This is a genomic window from Citrobacter sp. TBCP-5362 (assembly GCF_005406305.1).
Classification (GTDB): Bacteria; Pseudomonadota; Gammaproteobacteria; order Enterobacterales; family Enterobacteriaceae; genus Citrobacter_B; species Citrobacter_B koseri.
This window is the reverse complement of record NZ_CP040234.1, coordinates 1,710,002-1,723,706: the sequence shown is the minus strand read 5'-3', so window position 1 is coordinate 1,723,706 and position 13,705 is coordinate 1,710,002. Positions and strand designations below refer to the sequence as shown.

The following is a 13,705-nucleotide window of genomic DNA, read 5'->3' as shown; positions in this document are numbered from 1 at the left end:
GATGGCGATTTATACCCGAACAGGAGATACCGGCACTACGGCCTTATTTACCGGCCAACGGGTCAGTAAAACGCATCCACGCGTCGAAACCTACGGCACGCTGGATGAACTCAATGCAGCGCTAAGTTTATGCGTTTGCGCCACAACCTGCGCGCAACACCGCACGTTGCTCGAATCTATTCAGATGCAGATATTCTGGTTTAGCGCCGAACTCGCCAGCGAAAGCGAGCAGCCGTCGCCGGAGCAGCGCTATATCAGCGCGGAAGATATTGCCGCGCTTGAAGCGGCTATTGATACCGCGATGGGACGCGTTACGCCTTTACACAGTTTTATTTTACCTGGCCGTTGCGAAGCCGCGAGTCGCCTGCACTTTGCCCGCACGCTTGCCCGCCGGGCTGAAAGACGTCTGGTCGAGCTGTCGGCAACCGCCAGCGTCAGGCACGTCCTGATGCGCTACATCAACCGCTTATCTGATTGCCTGTATGCGCTGGCGCGCGCCGAAGATCATGACGCTCATCAGAGCAACATCATTCGGGAGGTCACTGAGCGCTACCTGGCCTCAACCCCGGCCTCTGTCGTCAAGGAGCCCTCTATGGCCCTCTCTTTTCACGAGCTTCATCAGTTAACTCGTTCAGCGGTGGCGCGGGCGGAGGCGCTTCAGGTTCCTGTGGTCGTCAGCATTGTGGATGCCAATGGCACCGAAACCGTGACCTGGCGTATGCCGGACGCTCTGCTGGTGAGCAGTGAACTGGCGCCGAAAAAAGCCTGGACCGCCGTCGCTATGAAAACAGCCACCCACGAACTGGCTTGCGCCGTTCAGCCGGGCGCTTCGCTCTACGGTCTGGAAAGCCATATGCAGGGGAAAGTCGTCACTTTTGGCGGCGGATTCGCGTTATGGCGTGATGGTCTGCTCATTGGGGGTCTTGGCATCAGCGGCGGGAGCGTTGAACAGGACATGGATATTGCACAAGCCGCCATAGCGGCAATTAACGTGAGAACACATCAATGAATACTTCTGAACTGGAAACCCTCATCCGTAATATTTTAAGCGAACAGTTGGCGCCTGCGCAGGCCGAAACGCAAGGACACGGTATTTTTCAGTCCGTCGGCGAAGCGATAGACGCGGCGCATCAGGCTTTCTTACGTTATCAGCAGTGTCCGCTCAAAACGCGCAGCGCCATTATCAGCGCCCTGCGCCAGGAGCTTACGCCGCATCTTGCCACGCTGGCGGCGGAGAGCGCAGCGGAAACGGGGATGGGAAACAAAGAAGATAAATTCCTTAAAAACAAAGCCGCGCTGGATAACACGCCAGGCATTGAGGATTTGACAACCACGGCCCTCACCGGCGATGGCGGCATGGTGCTGTTTGAATATTCACCGTTCGGCGTCATTGGTTCCGTCGCGCCCAGCACCAACCCTACCGAAACCATTATTAACAACAGCATCAGTATGCTGGCTGCGGGCAACAGCGTTTATTTCAGCCCGCATCCTGGCGCGAAGAACGTCTCACTCAAATTGATCGGCATGATCGAAGATATCGCTTTCCGCTGCTGCGGCATCCGTAATCTGGTCGTCACCGTCGCAGAACCGACTTTTGAGGCAACCCAGCAAATGATGGCGCATCCCAATATTGCGGTGCTGGCTATTACTGGCGGCCCCGGCATTGTTGCGATGGGAATGAAAAGCGGTAAAAAGGTCATTGGCGCCGGGGCGGGCAATCCACCCTGCATCGTTGATGAGACCGCCGATATCGTCAAAGCGGCCGAAGATATCATCAACGGCGCAGCGTTCGATTACAACCTGCCCTGTATCGCAGAAAAAAGTCTGATTGTCGTAGAGAGCGTCGCTGAGCGCCTGATTCAGCAAATGCAGGCTTTCGGCGCATTGCTGTTAAACGCTGCGGATATCGATAAATTACGCGCCGTCTGCCTCCCGGAAGGTCACGCGAATAAAAAACTGGTCGGGAAAAGCCCTACCGCCATGCTGGAAGCCGCCGGTATTGCCGTTCCCGCAAAACCGCCGCGTTTGCTTATCGGTATCGTCAGTGCCGACGATCCGTGGGTAACCAGCGAACAGTTGATGCCAATGCTACCCGTCGTGAAGGTCGATAATTTCGACAGCGCGCTGGCACTGGCGCTAAACGTTGAAGAAGGTCTGCACCATACCGCCATTATGCACTCGCAGAATGTCTCTCGCCTGAATCTGGCGGCGCGCACCTTACAGACCTCTATTTTTGTGAAAAACGGCCCTTCCTATGCCGGTATCGGCGTTGGCGGCGAAGGGTTTACCACCTTTACCATCGCCACCCCGACCGGCGAAGGGACAACCTCGGCACGCACATTTGCCCGTTCCCGTCGCTGTGTACTGACCAACGGCTTTTCAATTCGCTAATGAGGTCGTTATGAATACGTTTTCACTACCAACCCGATTGTACAGTGGCAGAGGAAGTCTGGATGTGCTGACGCGTTTTACAAACCGTCATATCTGGATTATCTGTGATGGATTTCTGGCGCAATCACCGCTGATCAATACGCTGCGCGACGCCCTTCCAACGGATAATCGCATCAGCATATTCAGCGACATCACCCCGGACCCTACCATCGGTACGGTAGTGCAAGGTATTGCGCAAATGCATGCCCTGCGACCGGATGTGGTCATCGGCTTTGGCGGGGGATCGGCGCTCGACGCGGCAAAAGCCATCGTCTGGTTCAGCCGTCAGTTCGGCATCGAAATTGAAACCTGTGTTGCAATTCCCACCACCAGTGGCACCGGTTCCGAAGTCACCAGCGCATGCGTCATTAGCGATCCAGAAAAGGGCATTAAATATCCGTTATTTAATAAAGCGTTGTATCCAGATATGGCTATTCTCGACCCGACGCTGGTTGTCACCGTTCCGGCAAATATTACCGCCAACACGGGGATGGACGTCCTGACACATGCGCTTGAAGCATATGTGTCTCCGCACGCCAGCGACTTCACTGACGCGCTGGCGGAAAAAGCCGCGCAAATCGTCTTTCAGTATCTGCCCGTTGCGGTCAGGAAAGGGGATTGTCTGGCTACCCGTGGGAAGATGCACAACGCCTCAACGCTGGCGGGAATGGCGTTTAGTCAGGCTGGACTGGGGCTGAACCATGCTATTGCCCATCAGTTAGGCGGCCAGTTTCATCTGCCGCACGGGCTTGCCAATGCGCTGCTGCTGACATCGGTCATCCGCTTTAACGCCCACGATCCCCGGGCGGCAAAACGATACGCAAGACTCGCGAAAGCCTGTCAACTCGGCCCCGCCAGCGCAAACGAGACGTCATGCCTCAATGCGCTGATTCATCAGATTGAGCAGCTCAAAACGCAGTGTGCAATTCCTTCATTCGCCCAGGCGCTTAAAGAGGGACGACAGGCGTATTCACAACGAATCCCGGTCATGGTTCAGGCGGCGCTGGCTGATGTGACGTTAAGAACCAACCCGCGTACCGCCGATGCCAGCGCGATCCGGGAACTTCTTGAGGCGTTGTCATGAATACCGTCAGCGCCATTGAACAGGATAGCTATGATGCGCAAACCATACGCGATCGAGTACGTGCTGCGGGCGTGGTTGGCGCCGGGGGGGCGGGTTTTCCCGCCCACGTCAAACTACAGGCGCAGGTTGAGATCTTTTTGGTTAATTCTGCTGAATGTGAACCGATGCTCAAGGTTGATCAGCAATTAATGGCGCAGCAGCCCGCGCGCCTGATTCGCGGCGTGCAGTACGCCATGAAGGCAACCGGCGCACGCGAGGGGATTATTGCGTTAAAAGAAAAATACCGCGATGCGATTGAGGCATTAACCCCCCTGCTACCTTCCAGTATCAGGCTGCATATTTTACCGGATGTCTACCCGGCCGGGGACGAAGTGCTGACCATCTGGATGGCGACAGGCCGACGCGTTCCGCCTGCGGCGTTACCGGTGAGCGTCGGCGTGGTGGTCAATAATGTTCAGACCGTACTGAATATCGCCCGTGCGGTAGAACAACAGTATCCCGTAACGCGCCGCACTCTTACCGTTAACGGCGCGGTTGCGAGGCCGCTGACCGTCACCGTTCCTGTCGGTATGTCTTTACGCGACGTTTTAGCACTTGCAGGCGGCGCCACCGTTGATGACCCCGGATTGATTAACGGCGGCCCCATGATGGGAAGCCTGGTGACATCGCTGGATTCACCGGTGACAAAGACCACCGGCGGCCTGCTGGTGTTACCAAAAAACCATCCCTTGATTCAGCGGCGAATGCAGGATGAACGCACCGTTTTGTCTGTTGCAAAAACCGTTTGCGAGCAATGCCGGTTATGTACTGATTTATGCCCCAGGCATTTGATCGGCCATGAGTTATCTCCCCATTTGCTGGTACGCGCGGTGAACTACCAACAGGCCGCGACACCGCAACTCCTGCTTAGCGCGCTGACGTGTTCAGAATGCAATGTTTGCGAAAGCGTGGCATGCCCGGTGGGGATCTCCCCCATGCGCATTAACCGCATGCTGAAACGTGAGCTACGGGCGCAAAACCTTCGTTACGAAGGCCCGCTGAATCCTGCCGATGAAATGGCGAAATATCGGCTGGTGCCGGTTAAGCGATTGATTACCAAACTGGGGCTCAGCGACTGGTATCACGACGCACCGTTAACGGACGTCGCCCCTTCAACAGACAAAACGACGCTGCTCTTGCGTCAGCATATTGGCGCCAGCGCCGTTCCCTGCGTGCAAAAAGGTGAACGCGTTGTCCGTGGGCAGTGTGTCGCCGATATGCCATCTGGCGCGTTAGGCGCTCCCGTTCACGCCAGTATTGACGGCATTGTCAGCGACATTACTGAACACGCCATCACGGTTGTAAGAGGTTAACCATGTCTCAGGCTATAGGTATTTTAGAACTCACCAGCATCGCTAAAGGAATGGAAGCAGGCGATGCCATGCTGAAAAGCGCCAGCGTCAATTTACTGGTCAGTAAAACAATCTGTCCGGGTAAATTTTTACTGATGCTGGGCGGCGATGTCGGTGCGGTACAGCAGGCCATCGAAACGGGCACATCGCTGGCCGCAGACATGCTCGTGGATAGTCTGGTGCTACCGAATATTCATGCCAGCGTGCTGCCTGCGGTCAGCGGGTTGAACAGCGTTGATCAACGTCAGGCCGTAGGGATCGTGGAAACCTGGAGCGTAGCGGCCTGTATCAGTGCCGCCGATCGCGCTGTTAAAGCCTCCAACGTGACGCTGGTGCGTGTCCATATGGCGTTCGGTATTGGCGGAAAATGTTACATGGTGGTGGCAGGCGATGTCTCCGATGTCAACGACGCCGTTACGGTAGCCAGTGAAAGCGCAGGCGAAAAAGGACTGCTGGTTTACCGCGCCGTGATCCCCCGTCCGCATGAAGCCATGTGGCGACAGATCGTGGAGGGATAATGGAAAAGCAACCGACAACGGAACGCATGATTCAGGAGTATGTTCCCGGGAAACAGGTAACGCTGGCGCATCTGATTGCTAACCCAGGCAAAGATCTCTTTAAAAAACTGGGTCTGCCGGATGCGGTGTCCGCTATTGGGATCCTGACCATTACGCCCAGCGAAGCCTCGATTATTGCCTGCGATATCGCCACCAAATCCGGCGCGGTCGAGATTGGTTTTCTTGACCGTTTCACCGGGGCCGTCGTGCTGACCGGCGATGTATCAGCCGTCGAGTATGCGTTAAATCAGGTGACCAGAACATTGGGAGAAATGATGCGTTTTACCGCCTGCCCAATTACCCGGACATAACGCCATGAAACGCATTATGTTAATCGGCCCCAGCCAGTGCGGGAAAACCTCTCTTACACAGAGTCTGAACGGCGAAGCGCTTCATTACCAGAAAACACAGGCTATTGTCTGGTCGCCCGGTACGATCGATACGCCAGGCGAATATCTGGAGAACCGCTGTCTGTATAGCGCGCTGCTGGCAAGCGCCTGTGAAGCCGACATTATCGCGCTGGTTCTTAATGCCGATGCGCCGTGGTCGCCCTTCTCCCCCGGTTTTACCGGCCCAATGAACAGACCCGTTATCGGGATCGTCACCAAATCTGATTTGGCGGATTCGTCACGTATCTCATGCGTGGAGAACTGGCTGATTCAAGCCGGCGCGCAGAAAATTTTTGTCACCAGCGCGCTGATGAAATCCGGGATTGATGAAATGTTTGTTTTTCTGAGTGCTAAGGAACCCTTATGTCTCACAAAATAATGGCGATTAACGCCGGTAGCTCGTCGCTAAAATTCCAGTTGCTGGCAATGCCGCAGGGCGAAATGATCTGCCAGGGATTAATCGAACGTATCGGAATGGCGAACGCCAGAGTCACAATGAAAACATCCGCGCAAAAATGGCAGGAAACGGCACCCATCGCCGATCACCGCGAAGCCGTTACCCTGCTGCTGGATAAGCTCCTCAGTCATCACATCATTAATACCTTACAGGATATTGACGGCGTGGGTCACCGCGTGGCGCACGGCGGAGAGTTCTTTAAGGATTCGGCGCGCGTGACCGATGAAACGCTCGCTCAAATTGAGCGCCTTGCCGAACTGGCCCCGTTGCATAACCCGGTTAACGCGCTCGGTATTCATATTTTTCGCCAGCTGTTACCCTCAACGCCTTCTGTGGCCGTATTCGATACCGCCTTTCATCAGACGCTGGACGAGTCGGCCTATATTTACCCCTTGCCCTGGCGTTATTACGCCGAGCTGGGTATTCGCCGCTATGGTTTTCACGGTACCAGCCATAAATATGTCAGCACGGCATTAGCTGAAAGACTGGGCGTCCCGCTCAGCGCCTTACGCGTTATTTGCTGCCATCTGGGTAATGGCAGCAGCATTTGCGCTATCAAAGGGGGGCAATCCGTCAATACATCAATGGGATTTACGCCGCAATCAGGCGTGATGATGGGAACCCGTAGCGGAGACATCGATCCCTCCATTCTGCCCTGGATTGCAGAACGTGAAGGGAAGACGCCCCAGCAGCTTAATTATTTATTAAACAATGAGTCGGGGCTGCTGGGCATTTCCGGCGTTTCGCATGATTACCGCGACGTTGAGCAGGCCGTCGATGGCGGAAATCGCCGGGCGGCGCTTGCGCTTACGCTATTCGCTGAGCGCATTCGCGCGACAATCGGCAGTTATATCATGCAAATGGGCGGTCTGGATGCGCTCATTTTTACCGGTGGAATCGGCGAAAACTCCGCCCGTGCCAGAGCGGCAGTCTGTCATAATCTGCATTTCCTGGGGCTGAGTATTGATGAGGAAAAAAACCTGCGCAACGCTACGTTTATTCAGGCAGAAAACGCAGTGGTTAAAGTGGCGGTCATTAATACCAATGAAGAGCTTATGATCGCGCAAGATGTGATGCGGATTGCGTTAAGTGACAAGGTCACATTTGACGTTTCCGCCTGATTTTGCCCGACTGCAACTTGCGGAAAATCATGGTAATAGCGCAATCGCCGTGACACTATGCGCCGAGGATTGCTGACCAGAAAGGTGAAAACGTGGCTGTTGCGCAATGCCCCGCGTCATGCGGAGAACTTATCCAGGGCTGGATTCTGGGCAGTGAGAAACTGGTCTCCTGCCCTGTCGAATGGTACAGCACAGTGGAAGTAAGCTCGGGCGCTCCCCTTGCGGATGAGCGCCCCCTTTCACGCGCAATGGTCAATCGGCTACTGGAATACTGGCGCTACCCTGCGCAGTGGAGCCAGGAGATTCGGATCGCAGTGCATTCCACCATTCCCGTCGCCAAAGGAATGGCCAGCAGTACCGCAGATATCGCGGCAACGGCGGTCGCAACCGCACACCATCTGGGGCATACGCTGGATGAACCCACGCTTGCACATCTGTGTGTTTCGCTTGAACCCACCGACAGCACCATTTTCCGTCAACTGACGCTTTTCGATCACAATGACGCCTCTACGCAAATGGCTTGTGAAGCGCAGCCACAGCTTGATCTTTTAGTCCTCGAAAGCCCAATAACGTTGCGCACGGCGGATTATCACCGCATCCCCCGACTGGAACGTCTGCATGCGGGGGCGGCGATGTTGCAGCAGGCATGGGAGAGAGTGCAGGAAGCCTGCATAACGCAAAACCCTCGTCGGATGGGGGAAGCCGCCACGCTCAGCGCTATCGCCAGCCAACAACTGTTACCAAAGCCAGGCTTTGATGCCCTGTTGGCGCTGGTGGAAACATGTGATTTATACGGTCTGAATGTGGCGCACAGCGGAAGCGTTGTCGGGCTGATGCTGGACAGGCAGCGCCATGACGTTGACCATATTAAGTGGGAACTCGCACAACGAAAACTGACGGAACACTGGCCCGATCAGCATTTGCTGAAGATGGTCACTGGCGGGGTTGAATTGCAGTGAGGAACTCGCGGTGTTCCCCACTGCCACAGGCTGTTACTCTGCTTTTGCGTCGCCGTTTTTCATTTCGCCCATCGCTTTCAGCTTTTTAGAAATGTCGCGGCGTTCTTTAGAAATTTCTGCGTTTTTGATGATGTAATCATCAACGCGGTCCTCATAGTCGCTCTTCATGCTGGCGATGATGCCCTGGATCGCTTCAACGCTCATACCTGGCTTGATGTAATCGCTCAGATTGTCCAGCAGCAGAACACGCTTCTGGTTGTCACGGATCTTTTTCTCAACGTCCTGGATTTCACGTTGCAGTTTGTTCTTACGGCGGAACAGACGAACAAATTCCAGTACGTCCTGGAAAGAAGGCTTGTTGGTTTCCATTTTTACACCCCTGATAATGTGAGATTCGGATTCGTTTAAGCAACCGCTATACGTTAGGGTAAACATTACTTTTAGCCGTTGCAGATGACAATGGTTTTATCCTTTTTCAGTATCATACCCTTAATCGGTGCTGAATCGAAGCAGCAGCCGAATCACGAGCGTCATCTGCTTTTTATTTGCGCAATGCCCGGCAGATCAAATGGGAGAGCAGCTCCAGTTGCCGCGCCGTCTCCATACTTAGCCAAACATAGCCATGAATAGGCGTTTCAGCCACGGTATTACCATGATGCTCGTTTATCAACTGGCGCAGCTCCGCGACAATCTCATTGAGTTTTTCCGTGTTTGCCAGTACCGGTTGTGGGTTGCCTTCGAACAGCGCATGGGCGATGGTGAGCAACGTTTGCTGCGTCATTTGCTGCGTTTCGCGCAGCGTATGCGCATTCAGCATCACAAAATGGCTGGCACGAGATGCCCAGTGCGCATTAATTTGCAGCTCAAGCATACAGACCAGATTGCGGTTCACGGTTTGAATCGCTTCGAATATCGACTTTTGAATGCGGGTTTCTTTGCTGGCTGGCGTAATCAGCCCACGCATTTTGACGACGTCGCTCAGCAGTTTCTGTAAATGCTTCTCCAGCCGGGGACGCTCTAACAAATTTGGCGACAACGCGGCCTGATAGACCCGATTGTACGCCGTCACACAATGCGCCATCTGAATGCGCCAGTGTAAAAATGCGCGTTGCGGCCAGATGCCGGTGAACAGCATCGCCAGCAGCGAACCTAAAATAACATCCCCGCCGCGCCACAATGCCGTGTTCATGTCGCCTGCCGGCGCGCCTACCACCACGGCGAGCGTGATGCCGATCAACAGAGCCTGATACGGCTTTTTCCCTAACGCCAGCCAACCGCACAAGAACATTGCCGCAGCGCACCAGATCAACATCAGCGGGAGGGAAAAAAGCTCCAGACGTAACGCTACAAGACCTAATACCGACCCCAGAATCGTGCCGCCGATGCGCTCAAACGCACGGGGAACCACGTTCCCCCAAAAGGAGATCGGCCCCATAATGACGACCAGTGTGATCAGCGGCCAGGTGCCTTCCGGGATGTTGAACAGTCGAACCAGCAGGAAAGTGAGAATAAACGCCAGCGCAATGCGAATGCCGTGTACAACACGATAATGGCGATATAAACGAATTTCAAAGGGACTCAGCGATTTATCGGCCCGCACTCACGCACTCCGTCTGGAAATGACCAAAAAACGAATTGTACCCGCTTTTGCAGCGAAAATATCACCATAGCGGACAGGACTCGCACGTAAACTGCCCCGTCACGACGCCTATCCGCCGGGTACTGCGTACAATTTACACAGGGCTATTTCGACTGTACGGGTACATACATTTCAATGTCCCAGTACCCGTCTTCCGTTCCATTGTTAAGATAGACCTCAAAACACGGTTTAGCCGCTATCTGGTAGTGATTGTCCTGTAACAGGCTATTGAAGAACTGATACCAGGGCGTCGCGAAATCATGATTCTCAACGCGCGCCACCGCTGTCGCATACTGCCCGCCGGCGATCTCCGTCAGGATGACGCCTTCGCTATTTTTCGGAATGGTGAAATTATCCGGGACAGACACCACCGTATCGCAGCGGAGTTTTTCCGCCGGAACCTCATCTGGATTATCGTAGTAAACCGCGATCCATTCGAGCGGAACAACCTGATTCCCGTCAACCCACATCATGAGTTGTTCAAAACCTTGCTTCACCGTTTTTTCCCACGGGCCGACCATGTGAAAACCGGCGATATTACGCTTCTCTGCCTGCCTGATTTCGTAGTCCATACTGCCTCCGATAGTTTCACTGAGACTGATAGCACACCGTCGACCTGATGGCGCTGCGCGTATCAGGTCGACGGTGTTCCATAATGCATTGAAGTCAGCGCCGGATAAGGAAGCGATGTCCCCTCCGGCAAATCTTATACTGTATATAAACACAGCATAAGATTTTGCATATAAAGGTCACAAGGAAATCATGATGAGTATGTGAGCAGACTCGCACTCTTACCAGTCTGCCGTGTCAGAAAAGGGGGTTACGCCTTATGGTGGAAGTAATCGCTCAGTCGGGAAAAAACGCCGCCTTTGCCAACAGACTCCAGCGTCACCAGAGGCCAGTGCGCCACCAGTTTATCCCGATCGTATAGCTCAATTTCACCGACCCGCTGATGTGCGGCAATAGGGGCTTCAAGTTCTTTTTTATCAAGGGCATACCGGGCCTTAATATGCGGAATTTCAGTTTTCGGCAGCGCCATCCAGAAATCCTGCTCGGTGCCCAGAGCAATATTTTCTTTATCGCCGTACCAGATACGTTCCGTGCCAACCTGTTTGCCACTGCGTAAAATTTGTACCGTATCGAAATTTTGCTGTCCCCATTGCAACAACTTACGTGCCTGATCTTCGCGCCCTTTCGCGCTTTCCGCGCCCATCACAACGGCGATAAGACGACGCTGCCCGTCCACGGCTGAGGCAATCAGGTTAAAACCCGCGCCGGAGGTATGGCCGGTTTTCAACCCGTCGATATTCATGGTTTTATCCCACAGCAGTCCGTTACGGTTCTGCTGGGTAATACCGTTCCATGTCAGGCTCTTTTCACTGTACATATGATAAAACTCAGGCTCACCGTGAATAATGGCGCGGGACAATACCGCCAGATCATAGGCTGAGCTGTGCTGGCCTGGCGCATCCAGTCCGTGTACCGTTTCAAAATGGGTATCCTGCAATTTCAGGGTTTCAACGTAGTGATTCATCATGGCGACGAACTGCGGTTGCCCTCCGGCAATGTAATCCGCCAGCGCAACGCAGGCATCGTTTCCAGAGTCAACAATCAGCCCCCGGCTGAGATCCCGAACCGAAACGCGCTCCCCTTGTTTCAGAAACATTAATGAAGATCCCACAAACACCGGGTTGTCTTTGGCCCAGGCATCACGTCCAACGGTTACGATATCGTCCGGGCTAATACGATGGCTGTCGATAGCGCGATCGACAACATAGCCGGTCATCAGCTTGGTCAGGCTGGCCGGGTTACGCCGCTGATGTTCATTACCTGCGGTCAGAATTTGACCCGTGGTGTAATCCATAAGTACCCATGACCCTGCCTGAATGGCCGGAGGCTGGGGAGAAAAATCTGGCACATCGGCAGCCAGAGCGGAAGAAAGATTCATCGCGAGAAGTGAAGCGGCAATAAACAAACGGCATTTCAACACTAATTCCTCAGGAAAGTCATAATTTGCCGTTCTTTTTACGGAAGTTCTGATAAACAAACAGGGATAAATTGCAAGAAAATGTGACATAACGCACGTTTTTCTATGCAGTGCCGGGCAGCGTAACCTTAACGCTCCCAATAACGACTCAGAAGCTGATAACACCGCCAGGATTTGATACCCTGCTGCGCAGAACCGCGCAAACGCACAGTAACGGATAGAACTGAACAATGAATGACGGCAAGCAGCACCCTACCTTCCTGTTCCATGACTACGAAACCTTCGGGACTCACCCGGCGCTGGACAGACCCGCACAGTTTGCCGCCATCCGCACGGATAGCGACTTTAACATTATTGGCGAACCTGAAGTCTTTTACTGCAAGCCCGCCGATGATTACCTGCCTCAGCCAGGCGCTGTGCTCATCACCGGGATTACGCCGCAGGAAGCGCGCGACAAAGGAGAGAACGAAGCCGACTTTGCCAGACGTATTCATTCGCTGTTCACCGTGCCAAAAACCTGTGTCATCGGCTACAACAATGTCCGTTTTGATGATGAAGTCACGCGAAACATTTTGTATCGCAACTTCTACGATCCCTATGCCTGGAGCTGGCAGCACGACAACTCGCGCTGGGATTTGCTGGATGTGATGCGCGCCTGCTATGCCCTGCGCCCGGAAGGCATAAACTGGCCGGAAAATGACGACGGATTGCCCAGCTTCCGCCTTGAGCACTTGACCAAAGCCAACGGGATCGAACATGCCAACGCGCACGATGCAATGGCAGACGTGTACGCCACCATCGCTATGGCGCAACTGGTGAAGTCGCGCCAGCCGCGTCTGTTTGACTACCTTTACACGCATCGCAACAAACATAAACTGGCGGCGTTGATCGATGTGCCGCAAATGAAACCGCTAGTACATATCTCCGGTATGTTTGGCGCCTGGCGCGGCAACACCAGCTGGGTTGCGCCGCTGGCCTGGCATCCAGAAAACCGCAACGCGGTCATTATGGTGGATCTGGCGGGCGATATGTCGCCATTACTGGAGCTGGACAGCGATACCCTGCGCGAGCGGTTATATACCGCTAAAGCCGATCTCGGCGATAACGCCGCGGTTCCAGTAAAACTGGTACACATCAATAAATGCCCGGTGCTGGCTCAGGCTAATACACTCCGCCCGGAGGATGCCGATCGCCTGGGGATTAACCGTCAGCACTGTCTCGATAACCTGAAAGTGCTGCGCGATAATCCGCAGGTACGCGATAAGGTTGTGGCAATCTTCGCTGAGGCCGAGCCGTTTACGCCGTCTGAAAACGTCGATGCGCAGCTATACAATGGCTTTTTCAGCGACGCCGATCGTGCCGCCATGAAAATCGTGCTGGAAACCGAACCGCGCAATTTGCCCGCGCTGGATATTACGTTTGTCGATAAGCGGATTGAAAAACTGCTGTTCAACTATCGCGCCCGTAACTTCCCTGGGACGCTGGATGAAACCGAACAGCAACGCTGGCTGGAGCATCGTCGTCAGGTGTTTACGCCAGAGTTTTTGCAACGGTATGCGGAAGAGTTACAGATGCTGTATCAGCAATATGCTGACGATAAAGAGAAACTGGCATTGCTGAAATCACTCTGGCAGTACGCAGAAGAGATTGTCTGAGGAGCCACGCGTCGCTTTTGCCGGATGGCGGCGTAA

General features: G+C 54.1%; 14 protein-coding genes. 10 read left to right on the top strand and 4 right to left on the bottom strand.

Features of this window, described 5'->3' with window-relative positions; genetic code table 11:
- The first annotated feature begins 1 nt into the window (after position 1).
- The 9 genes from pduO to FD428_RS08195 all read left to right on the top strand — a co-directional run bounded on the left by pduO (position 2) and on the right by FD428_RS08195 (position 8,388).
- Positions 2–1,009 carry a two-domain cob(I)yrinic acid a,c-diamide adenosyltransferase PduO gene (gene pduO / locus FD428_RS08235; RefSeq protein ID WP_114848179.1) on the top strand — a complete coding sequence of 336 codons (1,008 nt, stop codon included), beginning with the start codon at positions 2–4 and terminating at the stop codon, positions 1,007–1,009.
- Positions 1,006–2,391, top strand: a complete 1,386-nt coding sequence (gene pduP, locus FD428_RS08230) for a CoA-acylating propionaldehyde dehydrogenase PduP (RefSeq protein ID WP_114848180.1) — start codon at positions 1,006–1,008, stop codon at positions 2,389–2,391. Before pduO ends, pduP begins: the two co-directional genes overlap by 4 nt.
- A 10-nt stretch (positions 2,392–2,401) precedes the next feature.
- A complete protein-coding gene (locus FD428_RS08225; RefSeq protein WP_114848181.1) occupies positions 2,402–3,514 on the top strand; it encodes a 1-propanol dehydrogenase PduQ in 1,113 nt (370 codons plus the stop codon).
- Positions 3,511–4,866 carry a 4Fe-4S dicluster domain-containing protein gene (locus FD428_RS08220; RefSeq protein WP_071258874.1) on the top strand — a complete coding sequence of 452 codons (1,356 nt, stop codon included), beginning with the start codon at positions 3,511–3,513 and terminating at the stop codon, positions 4,864–4,866. The genes FD428_RS08225 and FD428_RS08220 overlap by 4 nt, the downstream gene beginning before the upstream one ends.
- A gap of 2 nt (positions 4,867–4,868) precedes the next feature.
- Entirely contained in the window at positions 4,869–5,423 is a 555-nt protein-coding gene (gene pduT, locus FD428_RS08215) for a propanediol utilization microcompartment protein PduT (protein ID WP_114848182.1), read from the top strand.
- On the top strand, positions 5,423–5,773 hold the full coding sequence (gene pduU / locus FD428_RS08210) for a propanediol utilization microcompartment protein PduU (protein WP_047462685.1): 351 nt from the start codon (positions 5,423–5,425) through the stop codon (positions 5,771–5,773). Before pduT ends, pduU begins: the two co-directional genes overlap by 1 nt.
- 4 nt (positions 5,774–5,777) lie before the next feature.
- A complete protein-coding gene (pduV, locus tag FD428_RS08205) occupies positions 5,778–6,230 on the top strand; it encodes a EutP/PduV family microcompartment system protein (protein WP_012131755.1) in 453 nt (150 codons plus the stop codon).
- Positions 6,215–7,429 (top strand): acetate/propionate family kinase, encoded by a 1,215-nt coding sequence (locus tag FD428_RS08200; RefSeq protein WP_114848183.1) that lies wholly within the window; start codon positions 6,215–6,217, stop codon positions 7,427–7,429. The genes pduV and FD428_RS08200 overlap by 16 nt, the downstream gene beginning before the upstream one ends.
- Positions 7,430–7,521: 92 nt before the next feature.
- Complete coding sequence (locus FD428_RS08195) at positions 7,522–8,388, top strand: L-threonine kinase (RefSeq protein ID WP_049009208.1); 867 nt, start codon at positions 7,522–7,524, stop codon at positions 8,386–8,388.
- Between the two features lie 33 nt (positions 8,389–8,421).
- On the opposite strand, the gene FD428_RS08190 is transcribed toward FD428_RS08195, so the two are convergent.
- The 4 genes from FD428_RS08190 to dacD form a co-directional block, all read right to left on the bottom strand.
- A complete protein-coding gene (locus FD428_RS08190; RefSeq protein ID WP_024130204.1) occupies positions 8,422–8,757 on the bottom strand; it encodes a DUF496 family protein in 336 nt (111 codons plus the stop codon).
- A gap of 172 nt (positions 8,758–8,929) precedes the next feature.
- Positions 8,930–9,988, bottom strand: coding sequence for an FUSC family protein (locus FD428_RS08185; RefSeq protein WP_012131751.1), 1,059 nt, complete (start codon positions 9,986–9,988; stop codon positions 8,930–8,932).
- Positions 9,989–10,131: 143 nt separating this feature from the next.
- Positions 10,132–10,599 (bottom strand): DNA gyrase inhibitor SbmC, encoded by a 468-nt coding sequence (gene sbmC / locus FD428_RS08180; protein WP_012131750.1) that lies wholly within the window; start codon positions 10,597–10,599, stop codon positions 10,132–10,134.
- 248 nt (positions 10,600–10,847) lie between these two features.
- Complete coding sequence (gene dacD / locus FD428_RS08175) at positions 10,848–12,014, bottom strand: serine-type D-Ala-D-Ala carboxypeptidase DacD (RefSeq protein ID WP_114848184.1); 1,167 nt, start codon at positions 12,012–12,014, stop codon at positions 10,848–10,850.
- A 230-nt stretch (positions 12,015–12,244) separates the two neighbouring features.
- Between dacD and sbcB the strand changes: the two genes are divergently transcribed.
- Positions 12,245–13,669, top strand: coding sequence for an exodeoxyribonuclease I (gene sbcB / locus FD428_RS08170; RefSeq protein ID WP_114848185.1), 1,425 nt, complete (start codon positions 12,245–12,247; stop codon positions 13,667–13,669).
- The last annotated feature ends 36 nt before the right edge of the window (positions 13,670–13,705 follow it).

Excerpts from the sequence above, each read along its gene's own strand:
- pduO (WP_114848179.1), top strand. The coding sequence starts at position 2 with ATGGCGATTTATACCCGAACAGGAGATACCGGCACTACGGCCTTATTT.
- pduP (WP_114848180.1), top strand. The coding sequence starts at position 1,006 with ATGAATACTTCTGAACTGGAAACCCTCATCCGTAATATTTTAAGCGAA.
- FD428_RS08225 (WP_114848181.1), top strand. The coding sequence starts at position 2,402 with ATGAATACGTTTTCACTACCAACCCGATTGTACAGTGGCAGAGGAAGT.
- FD428_RS08220 (WP_071258874.1), top strand. The coding sequence starts at position 3,511 with ATGAATACCGTCAGCGCCATTGAACAGGATAGCTATGATGCGCAAACC.
- pduT (WP_114848182.1), top strand. The coding sequence starts at position 4,869 with ATGTCTCAGGCTATAGGTATTTTAGAACTCACCAGCATCGCTAAAGGA.
- pduU (WP_047462685.1), top strand. The coding sequence starts at position 5,423 with ATGGAAAAGCAACCGACAACGGAACGCATGATTCAGGAGTATGTTCCC.
- pduV (WP_012131755.1), top strand. The coding sequence starts at position 5,778 with ATGAAACGCATTATGTTAATCGGCCCCAGCCAGTGCGGGAAAACCTCT.
- FD428_RS08200 (WP_114848183.1), top strand. The coding sequence starts at position 6,215 with ATGTCTCACAAAATAATGGCGATTAACGCCGGTAGCTCGTCGCTAAAA.
- FD428_RS08190 (WP_024130204.1), bottom strand. The coding sequence starts at position 8,757 with ATGGAAACCAACAAGCCTTCTTTCCAGGACGTACTGGAATTTGTTCGT.
- sbmC (WP_012131750.1), bottom strand. The coding sequence starts at position 10,599 with ATGGACTACGAAATCAGGCAGGCAGAGAAGCGTAATATCGCCGGTTTT.
- sbcB (WP_114848185.1), top strand. The coding sequence starts at position 12,245 with ATGAATGACGGCAAGCAGCACCCTACCTTCCTGTTCCATGACTACGAA.